14 protein-coding genes are annotated in these 14709 nt (G+C 45.9%); 3 read left to right on the forward strand and 11 right to left on the reverse strand.

The window, feature by feature from the left end; genetic code table 11:
* Positions 1-51: 51 nt before the first annotated feature.
* Complete coding sequence (locus R7F07_RS07445; protein ID WP_005374929.1) at positions 52-270, forward strand: VF530 family DNA-binding protein; 219 nt, start codon at positions 52-54, stop codon at positions 268-270.
* A 1060-nt stretch (positions 271-1330) separates the two neighbouring features.
* Here R7F07_RS07445 and R7F07_RS07450 read toward each other — a convergent pair.
* Positions 1331-1783 (reverse strand): acyl-CoA thioesterase, encoded by a 453-nt coding sequence (locus tag R7F07_RS07450; protein ID WP_005374933.1) that lies wholly within the window; start codon positions 1781-1783, stop codon positions 1331-1333.
* Between the two features lie 210 nt (positions 1784-1993).
* On the opposite strand from R7F07_RS07450, the gene R7F07_RS07455 reads away from it, so the two are divergent.
* Together R7F07_RS07455 and R7F07_RS07460 are read left to right on the forward strand one after the other, a co-directional pair.
* Positions 1994-2758 carry a ferredoxin--NADP reductase gene (locus R7F07_RS07455; RefSeq protein ID WP_005374935.1) on the forward strand — a complete coding sequence of 255 codons (765 nt, stop codon included), beginning with the start codon at positions 1994-1996 and terminating at the stop codon, positions 2756-2758.
* Between the two features lie 180 nt (positions 2759-2938).
* Positions 2939-3385 (forward strand): RDD family protein, encoded by a 447-nt coding sequence (locus R7F07_RS07460; RefSeq protein WP_025768614.1) that lies wholly within the window; start codon positions 2939-2941, stop codon positions 3383-3385.
* A 59-nt stretch (positions 3386-3444) separates the two neighbouring features.
* On the opposite strand, the gene R7F07_RS07465 is transcribed toward R7F07_RS07460, so the two are convergent.
* From R7F07_RS07465 to R7F07_RS07510, 10 genes are all read right to left on the reverse strand, one after another.
* Entirely contained in the window at positions 3445-4116 is a 672-nt protein-coding gene (locus R7F07_RS07465) for a DUF2057 domain-containing protein (protein WP_262643701.1), read from the reverse strand.
* Positions 4117-4332: 216 nt separating this feature from the next.
* Positions 4333-5481: an AI-2E family transporter gene (locus R7F07_RS07470; protein ID WP_213866703.1), complete on the reverse strand. Its 1149-nt coding sequence runs from the start codon at positions 5479-5481 to the stop codon at positions 4333-4335.
* On the reverse strand, positions 5474-6160 hold the full coding sequence (locus tag R7F07_RS07475) for a potassium channel family protein (protein ID WP_213866704.1): 687 nt from the start codon (positions 6158-6160) through the stop codon (positions 5474-5476). Before R7F07_RS07475 ends, R7F07_RS07470 begins: the two co-directional genes overlap by 8 nt.
* Positions 6161-6176: 16 nt before the next feature.
* Positions 6177-7067, reverse strand: a complete 891-nt coding sequence (locus tag R7F07_RS07480) for an HlyD family secretion protein (protein ID WP_213866705.1) — start codon at positions 7065-7067, stop codon at positions 6177-6179.
* A 12-nt stretch (positions 7068-7079) separates the two neighbouring features.
* Entirely contained in the window at positions 7080-7283 is a 204-nt protein-coding gene (locus tag R7F07_RS07485) for a DUF1656 domain-containing protein (protein WP_005374946.1), read from the reverse strand.
* A complete protein-coding gene (locus tag R7F07_RS07490) occupies positions 7283-8926 on the reverse strand; it encodes a TolC family protein (RefSeq protein WP_318110471.1) in 1644 nt (547 codons plus the stop codon). Before R7F07_RS07490 ends, R7F07_RS07485 begins: the two co-directional genes overlap by 1 nt.
* A gap of 10 nt (positions 8927-8936) precedes the next feature.
* Positions 8937-11114, reverse strand: a complete 2178-nt coding sequence (locus R7F07_RS07495) for an FUSC family protein (protein WP_213966387.1) — start codon at positions 11112-11114, stop codon at positions 8937-8939.
* 387 nt (positions 11115-11501) lie between these two features.
* A complete protein-coding gene (locus R7F07_RS07500; protein WP_318110472.1) occupies positions 11502-12371 on the reverse strand; it encodes a DMT family transporter in 870 nt (289 codons plus the stop codon).
* Between the two features lie 141 nt (positions 12372-12512).
* On the reverse strand, positions 12513-13481 hold the full coding sequence (gene yidZ / locus R7F07_RS07505; protein ID WP_171342446.1) for an HTH-type transcriptional regulator YidZ: 969 nt from the start codon (positions 13479-13481) through the stop codon (positions 12513-12515).
* On the reverse strand, positions 13456-14646 hold the full coding sequence (locus tag R7F07_RS07510; protein ID WP_064369604.1) for an MFS transporter: 1191 nt from the start codon (positions 14644-14646) through the stop codon (positions 13456-13458). The genes yidZ and R7F07_RS07510 overlap by 26 nt, the downstream gene beginning before the upstream one ends.
* Positions 14647-14709: the final 63 nt, after the last annotated feature.

A 14709-nucleotide genomic window follows, 5' to 3' on the forward strand; every position in this document is an offset into this window, starting at 1 on the left:
GGCGAGTTTGAGTTAGATTAGCGCGCAACTTCACTTTACCGGATCAATAGCATGAGCCAACAGCAGCCGAATAACCCACTTCACGGGTTGAGTTTAGAGAAAATCGTCACCCGACTAGTTGAACACTTTGGTTGGAATGGCATGTATGAGCGCGTTCGTGTGAACTGTTTCAAGAAAGATCCTTCAATCAAATCGTCGCTGAAGTTCCTGCGTAAAACGCAATGGGCGCGGGACAAAGTCGAAGCGCTGTACATCGAGACGTTCTGCTAACCGCTCTATGGTCTGCAGCAAGCGGTAAGTAGATTCTTAGTCTCGCTTTGGCTCGCTAGAATGACGCAGCTTTTCTTATCGCGTAGGTTGGAAGAGTCGCTCCACTGATACGTCCAAAGTGATTTTCCGGATGGTCACTTAGGCTTATCTGGAATCGCTTTTTTAGATGGTTTTGTAGAGGTCAGAGCCAAACTCGAACTGTTATTCTGAACCGAGAGGAACGAGCGTGATTCAGAATCTACCCTCAGATTGTATTGAGTTTATTCATGGCTCTATGGTCTGTAGCAAGCGGCAAGTAGATTCTTAGTCTCGCTTTGGCTCGCTAGAATGACGCAGCTTTTCTTATCGCGTAGGCTGGAAGAGTCGCGCTGCTGATGCGTCTCAAGCGAGATTTCGGATGGTCACTTAGGCTTGTCTGGAATCGCTTTTTTAGATGGTTTTGTAGGGGTCAGAGCCAATCTCGAACTGTTATTCTGAACCGCGAGGAACGAGCGTGATTCAGAATTTACCCTCAGATTGTATTGAGTTTATTCATGGCACTATGGTCTGCAGCAAGCGGCAAGTAGATTCTTAGTCTCGCTTTGGCTCGCTAGAATGACGCAGCTTTTCTTATCGCGTAGGCTGGAAGAGTCGCGCTGCTGATGCGTCTCAAGCGAGATTTCGGATGGTCACTTAGGCTTGTCTGGAATCGCTTTTTTAGATGGTTTTGTAGGGGTCAGAGCCAATCTCGAACTGTTATTCTGAACCGCGAGGAACGAGCGTGATTCAGAATTTACCCTCAGATTGTATTGAGTTTATTCATGGCACTATGGTCTGCAGCAAGCGGCAAGTAGATTCTTAGTCTCGCTATGGCTCGCTAGAATGACGCAGCTTTTCTTATCGCGTAGGCTGGAAGAGTCGCGCTGCTGTTACGTTTAGCGAGGTTTCGAATGATTCACTTAGGCTCATTAGAATGACTCTAGTTTTCTTATTGCGTAAGTTGGAATGGTATCTCAGCATCATTCCCGATAGCGATGAAGGAGCGCTGTCGGGAACCTCGCCTTTAATCTCTCGTTTCTTGCTACTCCAAATGATGCGTACTACCCACGGTTCCTTCCAAGTCTAAAATCGACTGGCGAACGTGATCTGGAATCGCAGCTTTAACGTTGTTCTTAAAATCGAACATCACACCAGTGGCGGTCGCGATGGTCGCAATTTTACCCCACTTCTTACTCAGCACTTGGTACTCCATCGTGATGCGATCTTCTTGCATGTCGATTACGCGAGAACCGACTAATAGCGTGTCTGGGTAAGTAACAGGCAATTTGTAGCGGCATTGAGTCTCGCTCAGTACTGGCCCAATTTGCGAGGTCTGCAGGTCGACCAGCAGGTTAATTTTGTTGAAGTAATCTAAACGTGCGGTCTCGAAGTAACGAAAATAGACCACGTTATTAACGTGTTGCAGAGCATCCATTTCACCCCATGCGACTTTTATCTCTGTGATAACGGGAAAGTCCTTTAACAGTGTGTCCATTTTTATTGCTCCTTTTTCATCTGCTTTGCCACAAATTGCGACGCGACTTATCACTTTGAGCATTTATTCTAGATGTAATCATTTAATATGTAATAAAATTGTTTTTAAAATGTGAAATGAAATAGTGGTTTGATTATGTAAACTAGAAACTTTACATAATCGAGTTGAAGGCGTAAGTTTAACTAAGAGTAACCAGATAGGAGGTGTCTCATGATTGAACTCAAAGGTTTCAACCTCGCAAGAGTTGAGAAACGCATTGATTGGACAGGTGAGCTGTTCAGTTTGAGAATATCTGGCGCGCCTCTTTCATTTAAAGCTGGCCAATTCACCAAGCTTGCTTTGCTTGATGATGAAGGTAAGCCGATCAGCCGTGCTTACTCTGTGGTTAATGCGCCAAGCGAGCAATTCGATTGGTTGGAATTTCTAATAGTAGCCGACCCTCAAGGACAACTTTCTCCACGGCTCCAAAAGCTTAAATCTGGTGATAGCATTTATGTCGGTGCCACCGCACATGGCGATTTAATCCATGACTCTATTCCTAAACAGGCTCATGACCTGTGGCTGCTATCTACAGGTACGGGGATTGGACCGTTTTTGTCGCTGCTGGATGATATAAACCTACCGCCTCACAATGAGCGCATTGTGCTGGTTCATGCCGTTCGTTTCGAAAAAGATCTGGTTTATAAATACCTTATTGAACAGCTTCAGCAACGATATGAAGGCAGATTAAAGTATATACCGATAGTCAGTAGGGAAGTGGTTGACGGTAAATTACAAGGCCGAATTCCTGAACTCATCGAATCGGGTTTACTGTCCAACGCCGCTGATGCGCCATTCTCAGCTCAGCGTAGCTTTGTCATGATGTGTGGGAATCCACAAATGATCAAAGATACCGTGCCCGTTTTACAAGAGCTAGGCTTGGAAAAGTATCGCCATCAAACTGGGGGAAATATCATTTACGAACGTTACTGGTAGCGTTTTGTTAAATTGATACGGTTATGCTCAAGATGTAATGATTACTTTTGAGATACGATCGCGATTTAGTATGTTCTTAGTTGAATATTATGTTGGCAATACCTAAACTGCGCTCACCATTGCGCGTCTGTACACTCAGTCATTCTCGCTTAACCAATTACATTGAGGTGACTGAAGTCCATGTATGCTTTTATCGCGAGCAAGCAACAGAGAATCATTGCTGGTTTTATCGACCTGCTCTTTACGATGGTGGTAGTGTTAATAATTGCATTGAGTATTAACTCTTTTCTTAACGACTTTCAGCTCTCTTTAGCAGATAACCTCACGCTTGTTCGTGAAACTCAGGCGTTTTACTTGCTTTCTTTACCAACGGTTTTAATGATCAACTGGAATGCATTGAGTCATGGGCAAACCATTGGTATGCGCATGATTGGTATTAAAGTTGTAATGAAAAATGATAGTAAGGCAACGAAAGTTACAGCAGGGTTAAGGCTTGTTATTAGCTACTTGCTGGAGATGCTCATTCCGGGGATCCCGTTGGTAAATTTGGCATTGTTGTTCTTTCATCCGGAGCGACGTTTGTTGCATGACTTGATCGCCAATACTAAAGTTGTCCAAGTTTCCTAATTTTTGATCAAAAAAGCCACGTGAAGTGGCTTTTTTAATATCGATAAAGTTAACCAGATTTACTGTTGATTAACATATTTCTTAAAGCGAGCTTTGGTTTCTGCGTCTGCTTTTTGGTACCAGAAGTGCAGCATCTCTTCAGCTGTCGAATCCGCTTTAACCGCAGTTGCTCTCTCTTGCTTCATATCCGCAGGAACCTTTGCAGGAAGCGTGACTGGCTGCATGGTTGCTGCGCCAGCAAAAGCCACGGCTGCTGCTCCGCCAGCTTGGTTATAATCTTCGATTTCACGTACGTAATCACGACCGATTTGCATACCCGGTTTGAGCAACTTGTCCTGGTCAACCGCGATTGCGTTGCCAGAATCATCAACCAGTTTCCAATCTAAGTCTTTGATCTTTTCTTCCGCATCACGTAGGTTGCGGTATTCTGGCATTTGTAGAGTGAGTTTGGCATTGGTCGCGTCAAATCGTGTAACGATAACATCGCTTTCAACACTTAAACGGTCATTACCTTGGTTGAAGTAAGGGGCGAAACGAAATACGACTTGGTTAAGGCCATCAGGTAACGTCAGTGTTCTCTCAGAGGCGAAAAAACCACCCGAAAGATCTGCTTTTTCACCGTTAGCCGCTAATACTGAAACGTTGTCAGGAACACTCACGGTTACATCTGCGAATGCCATGCCACTCATTGCGAGAGCAAGCGCACAAGTTAAAGGCTTGATCAATTTCATTGTTTTTATCCTAAGCAAATTAGTGGTCATCGAGAGTGCATCGTTCATTGCCCGATTGCAACTCCCAAGTGTAATAAGTATGAAAATTTAACAAGAACGTCATTTTTATCGCATTTATTACGACGAAACTGTGATCCAAATAGAATCAAACCGCTGAAATTCAGCGGTTTGATATCATAAGTTATAGATTGAATTTCTTTCTAACTTATTGATTTATTATATGCCTGCGCCGTGTCCAGGTTCTGATTGGTCATCAGAAGCGTCTTGTTGGTCTGCCATTTCTTCTTGCTGTTGCGCTTTCTCAATGCTCAACCACCAAACAAATAACTCATACCAAATTGCTAGGATAACGGCACCTAAGAACAGACCAACGATGCCGTAGAAAAGCATACCACCGATGGCACCGAGCAGAATCACAGGCATTGGCACGTCGACGCCACGTCCCATTAACATTGGTTTGAACAGGTTTTCAGAAAGAGCCGCAACTACGACCCAAACAGTAAACATGGTTGCTGTTGAGGTGTCTTGGGTCATGTACATGAAGCCAATCACAGGTAGCACTGCGAGCAACGCCGGGAGCTGAGCGATACATAAAATCATTAGAAGCAGTGTGAGTAAACCTGCTGCCGGAACGCCAAATACGAAGAAACCAGCACCGATCAACAGTGCTTGAATCGCCGCTACACCGACTACGCCAAGCAGTACGCTTTTAATTGTCGCAGCGATAAGCGTGGTCCAGCTTTTTGCGTTTTCACCAGCGGTTCGAATCGCGATGGTTCTTAAGCCTGATGCTGCAGATTCAGAGTACGTCATGAAACCTGCTGCAATCGCAAGTGACAAGATTGAAAGCAGTAAACTTCCCAATACGCCCCCAAGTGTACCCAGTAAAGATGTGAGTCCTGCCTTTATTTGTGGCATAAAGGTTTGAATCGCTTGCTCAAGATTAGTAGCGAATAGGGTCCACACTTCGTAGAGCTTATCACCCACGATAGGCCATTCCGCTACGGAAGGTTTTGGCCCTGGTATTTTCACTTGTCCATTTTGTAGTACTTCAAGCGCGTGCGTTGCACCATCCACAATGGAGCCTGATACCATAACAAGTGGCGTGACAAGGAGGGCAATACCAAGTAAAGCAATGGTTGTGGCTGCCAGACCTCTGCGACCACCATATACACGCTGCAATTTTTGGGTAAGCGGCATTAAAGCGACGGCTATAATAGCGCCCCAAATAACCGGAAGGATGAAGGGTTTGATGATGTCGTACGTAAACATCAGCAAGACAAAGATCAAGCCAATGCGTATTGCCGATTCCACCATATTACTGATGAAAAGCTTACTGTCGATTTTTACCGATTGTTTATCCATTTTTGTTTACCTGATGATCAATGTTAGAACTGACGAGACTTGAAACAACAATCGCCATATAAAAAACACCTGTGATGGCCTCTAAATACACCACGACTTGAGCCAGTGGTGTTAGAGGACTAATGTCGCCATAACCGAGTGTGGTTAAGGTAACGAAACTGAAATACGCTGCATTGGAGAAGTTCTGCCCCCAAGAAATCGCTTCCATACCGGTAAAGGCTTTAGGCGAAAACTCAAGCAGAATGAGGTAGGCAATCGCCCACATCAGACCAAGCAGCAAGAAAAGCGCGATCGAGCCAATGACTTTGTTGCTGTTGACATGGCCGGTGAAAAGAATCTGTCTTGCGATGGATTTAAAAGTGCCGAAAAAGAACGCAAAGGTGAGGGCAAGCATCACCACATTCATCTCTCGGATGTCGAAAACGGTTTTGATCACAATCACAAGAACCCAAACACCAAACAGGCTGTAGAGGAAACGAGACCAGGTTTTGTCAAAGCGAAGGCTCGCAAAACAGACGATAAACGTCAGAACCGTGAAAGCCTGAAGTATGTGTTCAATCGTCCCTTCACCTACGACTTGTGCCATCGCACTCCCTAACAACAAAATCACTAGCGCTAAGGTTAGATAGAAGAAGTTGTTTTCTTCATTAATGTTTTTGAGGTTTTTACCAATGACCATGGCTCTTCTCTCTTAGTTATTGTTCACTTTCTGCGGATGACTCTCTCATCACCATGATGGACGCAGAAAGCCCGAATCGAAGATCAACATCTTCAGGAAGTTCTTGTAGGGAGATTCGCACCGGAATACGTTGTGCTAAGCGAATCCACTGAAAAACAGGGTTTACGTTTGGAAGAAGGTTGTAGCCGACCGTGCCGTCTTTGGGCGCAATACCCCAACCAATCGAGTCAACCGTCGCGTCAATTGGCGTGTCTGGGTGTGACATCAAAGTGACACGCGCTTGGCTGCCAGGTTCGATTTGCGCAAGTTGGTTTTCACGGAAGAAACCAAATACCCAAAAGCTGTTTTTGTCGATCAGTGCGAGCAGTGGTTGGTTTGCGACCGCTTGCGTACCGTTTCTAATATCGAGGTTAGATACAAAACCATCGACGGTCGCATAAACTTTGGTAAAGCTGAGGTTAAGGCGTGCTGATTTTAGTTGTTCTTCTGCAGATTTGATTTGCAGTAGCGATTCTTCGTAAGCGATTTCACGACGAATCAGATCCTTATGAGAAACTGCGCCACGGTCTTTGGCACGAATGTCTTTTAAGCGGTCATATTCGATTTTTTTACCGCGAGAGCTAACAATGGAGCGCTCCAGTGCTACTTCGGCTTGAGATAACGCAACCTGGTAAGTCGCAGGGTCGATTTCAAACAGTAAATCCCCCGTTTTTACTTCTTGGTTGTCTTGCACCGCGACATTTACAATTGGGCCTGATACGCGAGGAGCCACTTTGATGACGTTAGCACGCACTTGCCCATCTCGTGTCCATGGGTTATTAAAGTATTCCTCAAACTTTTGATAGCCGAGCCAAGCTGCGCCACCAAGAATGACAAGATTGAGTGCGATTACGAATAGTTTTTTCATCTTGTTTGGCACCTAAAATTGAATATAAAAGCTGTCGATGGCCACCACATAACCGACCATGATGGCAATAAACGTCAGAGACGGAAAAGCGATGAAGCGAGACAAACGTGTCTTGTTCAATATCATCACCGTTATCCACGTGGCCGTGACGGCGAGAAAGAGCACCAGTAACGTGGGAGAAAAGTAAACGTCTCCCCAAGAAAGTTCATGAGGCATTAGAGATCCTCCGTTTTGTTTTCATCACTGGTCTCAGCCGGAGTTTCGAGGCGCAAAGGCGGCAATACGCGGTTTTCTTCATTTAAATAACCATCCCAGTCAGTTCGTTCTGTCATTTGCTTGGCAATAGATTCACTGAGGAAGGGTTTGCCTGTTTGGGTTTGCCAGCCTCCACCGAGGGCTTTATAGAGTGCAACAACTTGGTTCGCCACGTTCCCTTTGATCGTTGCGTAGCTGTCTTCCGCACGGGTCATTTTTTCTACCGAGTTAAGCAGACGTTCGAATGAAATTTGTCCGTTTTCGTACTGTGTCATGGATATGTTGAACGCACGAATGGAAGAGTTGACCGATTGCAAGCGTAAATCTTTTTGTTGCAAATACAGGTCATACGCTTCGATTGCATTGGTGACTTCATTAACGGCTTGCAGTACCTTTTTGTTGTAGTTCGTCAGCGTTTCTTGGAAGCGAGCATCTTCGAAACGAATGTTATTTTTCACGCGTCCGTATTGGAAAATGTTCCAACTGAACGTTGGGCCAACCACCATGGTGAGCGAATCGCTAAAACTGAAACTGCTGCCATCGGGAACCGTACTGTCGATACCGATGGAACCGAACAACGAAAAGCTTGGGTACAGAGCGGTTTCTGCCACGCCAATCTGCGCACTTTGCGCGCGAGCTTGCATCTCAGAGACTTGCAAATCCGGACGTCGCATCACTAAGTTAGCATCCACTTGCGTATCCAAAAGCGGTGGACGTGGCACAATGGAACGCTCGTCGGTGCCCGATAGCGCCGATTTTCTGCCCGTCGATTTGAACTGGGCTTCGTACTCAGCGATTTGCTTGTGCATCCCATCCGACTGTAGCAGTCGATCTACTTCTTCTGGTAACAGACCCAGTAGCAAAGCCAACACAGTACGTGATTGCTTCATTGCCACTTCGAGGCTCGGTAACGCTGCTTTGGTGGTGTAGAGTTGGTTTTTAGCTTGTTGAACGTCCAATTCTGTAACGTTGCCAGAGTCGAACTGCACCTGAGTAATACGTACGACACGCTCTTGAATCTCGATATTGCGGCGAGACAGCAAAATACGTTCTTGGAATGTGCGATAGTTGATGTAATTGCGCGCCACTTCGGCGGTTATAGTGACCATGATGTCGTGATACGATGCGATGGATGCGTAGTAACCCGCTTCTGCCGACTCAATTCCGCGAGCATACTTGCCCCAAACATCCATTTCCCAAGCAGCATCAAACGACAAAGTGGCGTTATTCACGCCCTGATCATTTACGTAGGCACGCGCTAGGTTTCCTGACACGGTTTGAACTTGTGGGTATTGCAAGCCAGTCGAAATACCAAGCAATGAACGTGCTTGAACAATTCGTAGCCCTGCGGCTTCTAAATCGAGGTTTTGTTTGCTCGCCAACTCAACCAGCTGATTAAGAGTTGAGTCATTAAATTGCTGCCACCATTGTTGTAGCTGTTGCTCTGATTGCTGCGTATCTTTGGCTGCTTTTTGCACCGACCAGTCACTTGGCAGTGGCGCCTGCTTTGGATGAATATAATCTGGTCCTACCGTGGTACACGCACTGAGTCCGAGCAAAGAAAGTATGGCGAGGCTTGGTTTGGTTAGTTTTGGAAGCATCATATCCCCACCTTTAAAAACGCTTCTGTTGTAAGTTCACCCAATCGATATCCTCGTAGGTTTGCTTGCAATGCTTGATTGCTTCGAACACGTTCCGTTTTAAATTCAGCAAGATATAAAAACCGGCTATCTCTGAATAAGCGTAGTCAGATAAATCCAACTCACTAAAAAAATCTTCCAGTTTATCTTCGAATGTTTGGTAATCCTGACTGTATTGGTCGAATACGGAGTCGAGTTCTTGTGTTGCTTGATGGCTAGCTAAAGCGCCCGCCATCAAAGGAATGATGGAATCGCGGTGCTGTTGGCGAAGCTGAGTAATTAGTGGATTGGTCATCAACTTTTTCTCGGCGGCCATTAAGATGTTGATGTGATTACTGAGTACATCACACGCTTTGCTAAACGCGCCAATCGCTTCTGGCGTGGTTTTATCAAAGTGTTTGTGGTTGATTTTCGAACCCCAGACTTTGAGCTTTTTCGATGAGACATTGAGCGTCACCAAGTGTAAGGCCCGTTTGAGCGGCGTAATAACCGAGCTAGACTGCTGTTGATAGGTAGTGAACAGCTCTCGGGTATGTCGGAAGTAGCGTTCTTTTATGGTCAAAAAGAGGTGTTCTGGTCGTGAGCTAAACGGGAAGTAGTGCGCGAAAATAATCATGAACACCACCATGTAGAACAACAGCATGATCGTCATGAGGATCCCGAAGTGATAGAACATGTTGTTGTCTAAACCAAGAACAAACAAGCCCACCATGTAGAAAATCGTCACTGGCCCGTTAAACAGATAAAAGCCGATAAAGGTGTAGATAAAGATGAACAGGCCAAGTTCTAACCCGAGATCCAATTGCGGAAGAATGAAGACGTAAGAAGGCACCGCGAACAAGAAGCCGAAAGTGAACAGCACAAGCAACAAAATTGGGTGCACAGGCACGAACGACAGCAAAGACATAAACATGGTCGAGAAGACCACGAATGAATAGCCGCCTGGTGGATTGAAATAAATCCAAATCAGTCCAGCAACCCAATAAGTGACAAAGGTTTTGACCGCGGTTTTAAAGTTTTCTGCGTCCCACCATAGAAACTTGCCTTTCGGTTTCGGCAGTGGCACGTCAAAGGAGACATTGTTCGTCACAGAGTCAATACAGCTAATGCTCTCCGCTAAACGCGACAAGTTTTGATGCATCAGTTCCAATAGGTGACCAAGCGTAAGCGCAGAGCCTTTCTCTAGGTGAGCTGCGTCTTCAAGCAACGCTTGGTTGTATTTGACTTTGAATTCCTGGGCACGATAAGCGGGTTCTTTTTCGTCCCAGACTTGTTGGCAGGTATCAAATAGCGCGTCAATTTCCGCCACGGCTTGATCAAAGTTGCTGATGCTTTCACGGTCTTGCTGGTGGCTAAAGTGGCTGTGCGCCGCGACGGTCAATTGTTGCGTTACCTGCTTGTTCAAATGAACTGCCAAGCGCCACTCTTTCATGTAGGCCGACACGTCACTGCATTCCACACTGACCGTGGCAAAACGCTGTTCGAGCGCATTTTGAGCGGCAAACATCTGTTCGATGAGAGTGTCCACGCTAGGAGGTTGTGGCTCTTCCGCTTCTGGATTTTCTTCTCCGCCTTCTTGAGGAGAGATTTGCCCTGCCGATTTTTGCTCGAAATTTTGCAAGATAGAGGTGAACAACGCGCGTTGTGCTTGGTTGAGTTGTTCGATGAGCTGTCTTAGGTTTTGTTCTGTTTTGGTCGGGAATAAGAAAGTCCCCACGAGTGTGTAAACCACCACCCCAAACACCGTCATGTAGGCGCGGTCAACGCCATAAAGAAACGCACCTTCTGCGTCACCGCCATTGGACATCATCAGTGTCATCACGCCGGTCAGCATGAGTAGCGTTGGATCTTTTTGATAGGCATTACGGAAGTAAAAAATGAATGAGACCACAACCGACACGCTCAGCATGTACAGCAAGCGGTCTTGAGCAAACAACCCCACCAGTAACAAGCCAACCACGGCACCAACCAATGTACCTAACACGCGTAAGGTACCTTTGGCGAGTGATTCACGACGACTGCCTGTCGATGCAATCAGCATTACAGTAGTTGCGGCCGTCGATGCTTGCGGCCAACCCATGGCAAACGGGATCAGATAAGCCAGAGTCAGGCTAAGCGATACTTTAATAGCGAATTTTATTTTGTCGTTCATAGTGTCAAAGTTTGCTCAGGCTTATCGTTATAAGTTGATGAATTTCTTATATGAATAATCAGAATCTTGTTCTGAATAAATTCGGGGGCGGAATATAGCGGGTGAAAAAGTGTGCTTTGTAAACCCTTTGTCAAAACAAAAAGTGCGTATTTGGCTTGATCTCGTGCTAGCCCTTGGCGTTATTGGTGAAACGCCTAAAACGAGCAAATTCGCGATCTGTGATGATTCTCACTTTTGAAACAAAATCGTTGCATTGTGTGAGCCAATGCTCACCTTATATTCTTCGCCTGGTACCAAAGCAGACCACTTATACCATCTGCAATGAGCTTTACTGCTTTAAAAAGCATAGATGATGAATGGGTATTTGAGAGGGAAAGTTATTACTTTTTATCGGCTTGCTGATTGTTCGTTTGTTTTTTTGGATCGAGATAAAAAAACCAAAGCGATCCCACCAAGAATGATGCCGCTGGTTGAAAGAGTATGCAGTGAAAGAGGCTCGTGGAGTACGATGCTGCCGAGTAGCAAAGCAATGGCTGGCACAGAAAGTTGGCTGACGGCGGCTTGAAGCAAAGAGAGCTTACGTACGACTTGGTACCAAAGTGTATAACCAAGGCCAGAGGCAATGGCACCAGATGCGATAGCGAGCAACACTCCGCTCCAAGAAAGGTGGATTGAGGACAAGATTAATGGCGAAAGGAGCACGCCAATTATTGATGCAGCGATGAATCCCCACGTGATGCCACTACTTGGAGAAGACGCTTGTTTACCGAGCGCAGTAAACGCAGCCCAACAAACGCCAGAAATCAACATAAGAAGTGCAGAGCTAATATCGGGGCGAGTGGCAGATGGCAACATCAACCAAACAAAGCCAACAATCGAAAGGCCGATACCGATGATTTCGAGAAACTGAAAGCGCTCACCTTGCCACCAATAGATTGCCAGTAACGTCAGTTGCACGGCACCAAATAAAAGCAAAGCACCGGTTCCTGTCGCCAGTTGTAAGTACGCGAAAGAGAAAAGGGCAGCGTAACCAAATAACGCCACGCCAGCAAAAAAGCGAAAGCGAGAAGTTGGCCGATCGGTTTTCCACTGGCCTCTCACGACAAGCATTGCGATTAAGGTAATCGCGCCAGATATCAATCGAACGAGCGTGAAGCTTCCTGCATCAATTAACCCTTCTGCCAAGGCAATTCGACACAATAATGAATTGGCAGCGAACGCCAGCATTGCAATGGCAGTGAGTAAAAAGGTCGACATCCTTGATCCTTAGCGTGTAAATGAACAGCTAGTGTAGATCCAAAAGAACATTTTTATTAGTTGATAAAGTGATTAGTTATAGCTATCAGAGCAAGAAAGTCATTAAAAATAACCAGAGAAAACCTGACCTTAGCCTGAGTCTTACTGTGGTTGGGAAGGTTGTTTGTACAATGACTTAATGGTGTTTTTCAACCATAGCAATTTGGGATTGTACGCATTGCGTTTATGCCAAATCATGGTAAATGGAATCAGTAACTTGTCTTGTTGAGCTTGGTCTAATGGAATTGGCAAGCACACCAAATCGAGATGCAGCTTTTCTGTGTAACTTTTGCAATAGTGCGGCGCGGTGGTGATCATGTCATGCGTCGGCTGCGCTGCCATAAAAAGGGATTGCTCAAAGTTGGACATCGTCAGCCCGATAGAGCGCTGTAGCCCTAGTTCCGTTAATACTTCATCCAACGCCCAAGTTTCACTTTTTTCCCAAACAATATTGATGTGTTGGTAGCTCAGAAAGGTCTCGAGATTCCACTCTTGCTGTAATGCCGGATGATCTTTATGTAAATACACCATCGGCAGGTCATAAAATAGAATCTCAAAATCCAAGAAATACGGCAGAAGATCCAACGACTCTTTCGATCTCGAGTGACTTTCTCGGCCGGTAAAACCGATATCCGCCTCGCCTCGAATGATGGCGTCGAGTGAATCGTAATCCCAGTTACTGGTTTTTACTTTCGCTTCAGGGTATCGTTGGTGGATCGCGACGATGAGTCTGTCCAGCACTGTGAGCACTAATGGCGACTCAATCGTGATATCAAAACGCACTCCTTTAGGCGTAATATCGCTGCGTTTTTCTGCAATCTGGCTGCCAATTTGCAGCCATTCTGCGAGATCTTGCTCCATGCTTTGTGCCAAAGGCGTTGGCGCAAGACCTTTAGGTGTTTTGACAAACAAAGGATCATCGAACCAATGACGAAGTTTGTTGAGCGACTTACTTACGGTAGAGGGCGTAACGTTCAGCTTTTTCGAGGCTTTCGAGACGCTTTGCTCTTGCAGCAATAATTGCAGAGTGAACAGTAAGTTTAAATCAAGTCGCGCTAGGGATTTCTTCATAATGGGTATCGTGAACAGGCTTTGGAATCAATAGTATTAGAGCAAGGCTGATTACGCTACCTAACACTAAGATAAACACCAACATATTCAGTGCACTAACGCCGATGAAACCCATAAACCAAATATAGAACGCGGAACTACAAACTTGAGCAATGCCCAGTAGTGAGCTCGCCACGCCAGCTTGTTGAGAGAATGGGCTGAGCGCTTGGCTCATGGCCACGCCAAAGCCACAAGCGAAGCCAGCGCAAATCAGCCCAAGTCCGAACACATAGTAATGAGATTGTCCATCATGGAAATGGGCAGCACTGAGCACGATGCCTGCACACGCGAGCAATACTTGAGAGGTCATCATTAAGGTTCGCTGCTTAAAAATCCCCAATGCCAATGGCGCCGAGAACGAAATCAACATACTGATCGTCGCAGTCCCCGCCATGATGGAAGAATAGCCACCGCGATCAAAACCAAGCATACTCATCACAACAATTGGTGAAGCGTTAACAAAGGTCAGGATGGTGGTCACTCCAAGTGCAGTAATGATCAGCCTACTGATAAAAAATCGCTCGAAGAAAGTCTCTTGATGGCTCTCTGGCGTTGTCTGTTCTTCACCTTGTTGGCTGGGTAGTGATTCCTTGAGAACAAAAATGGCCAATACACTGACGAGAATGCCCATTCCTGCCATCGTGGTAAACAAACTCGGCCAAGGAAATTTCAGCATAATCAAGTGACCAATCACGGGTGCGATCACTGGAATGATACAGGTGATGCCATTGAGCATCGACAATACTTTCGCGCGGCGTTCATCGTCTAACGTGTCGCGTAAAATCGCGAACGCGACGACATAGCAAGATCCAGCCCCGATGCCTTGGCAAAAGCGAGCAATCAAGAAAGTGTTTGGTTGCTCAGCCATCCCGCCGAGAAAAGACGCGAGCACGAAGATCATCGCGCCGACGACGGCAACAGGCTTTCGTCCCACAGAGTCTGCAATTTTCCCCGCGAATAACATCGTGGTAGCCATGCCAGCTAAATAGATCGAAAACGCAATATGCAACTGAGATTCACTGGCGTTGAGATCTGACGCAATTTGAGGCAAACCAACAAGATACAAATCAATGGCAGTAGGGTAGAGTAAAACGAGTGCAAAACTACAAAGTAAAAAACGGGACATGGAAACCTCTCTATCGAATGGCGAGGATAATAGAGTGCTAAACGTTTGCCTGCGAGTGGGAAA

It is taken from the genome of Vibrio sp. YT-16, assembly GCF_033337405.1.
In the GTDB taxonomy this organism is placed as follows: Bacteria; Pseudomonadota; Gammaproteobacteria; order Enterobacterales; family Vibrionaceae; genus Vibrio; species Vibrio alginolyticus.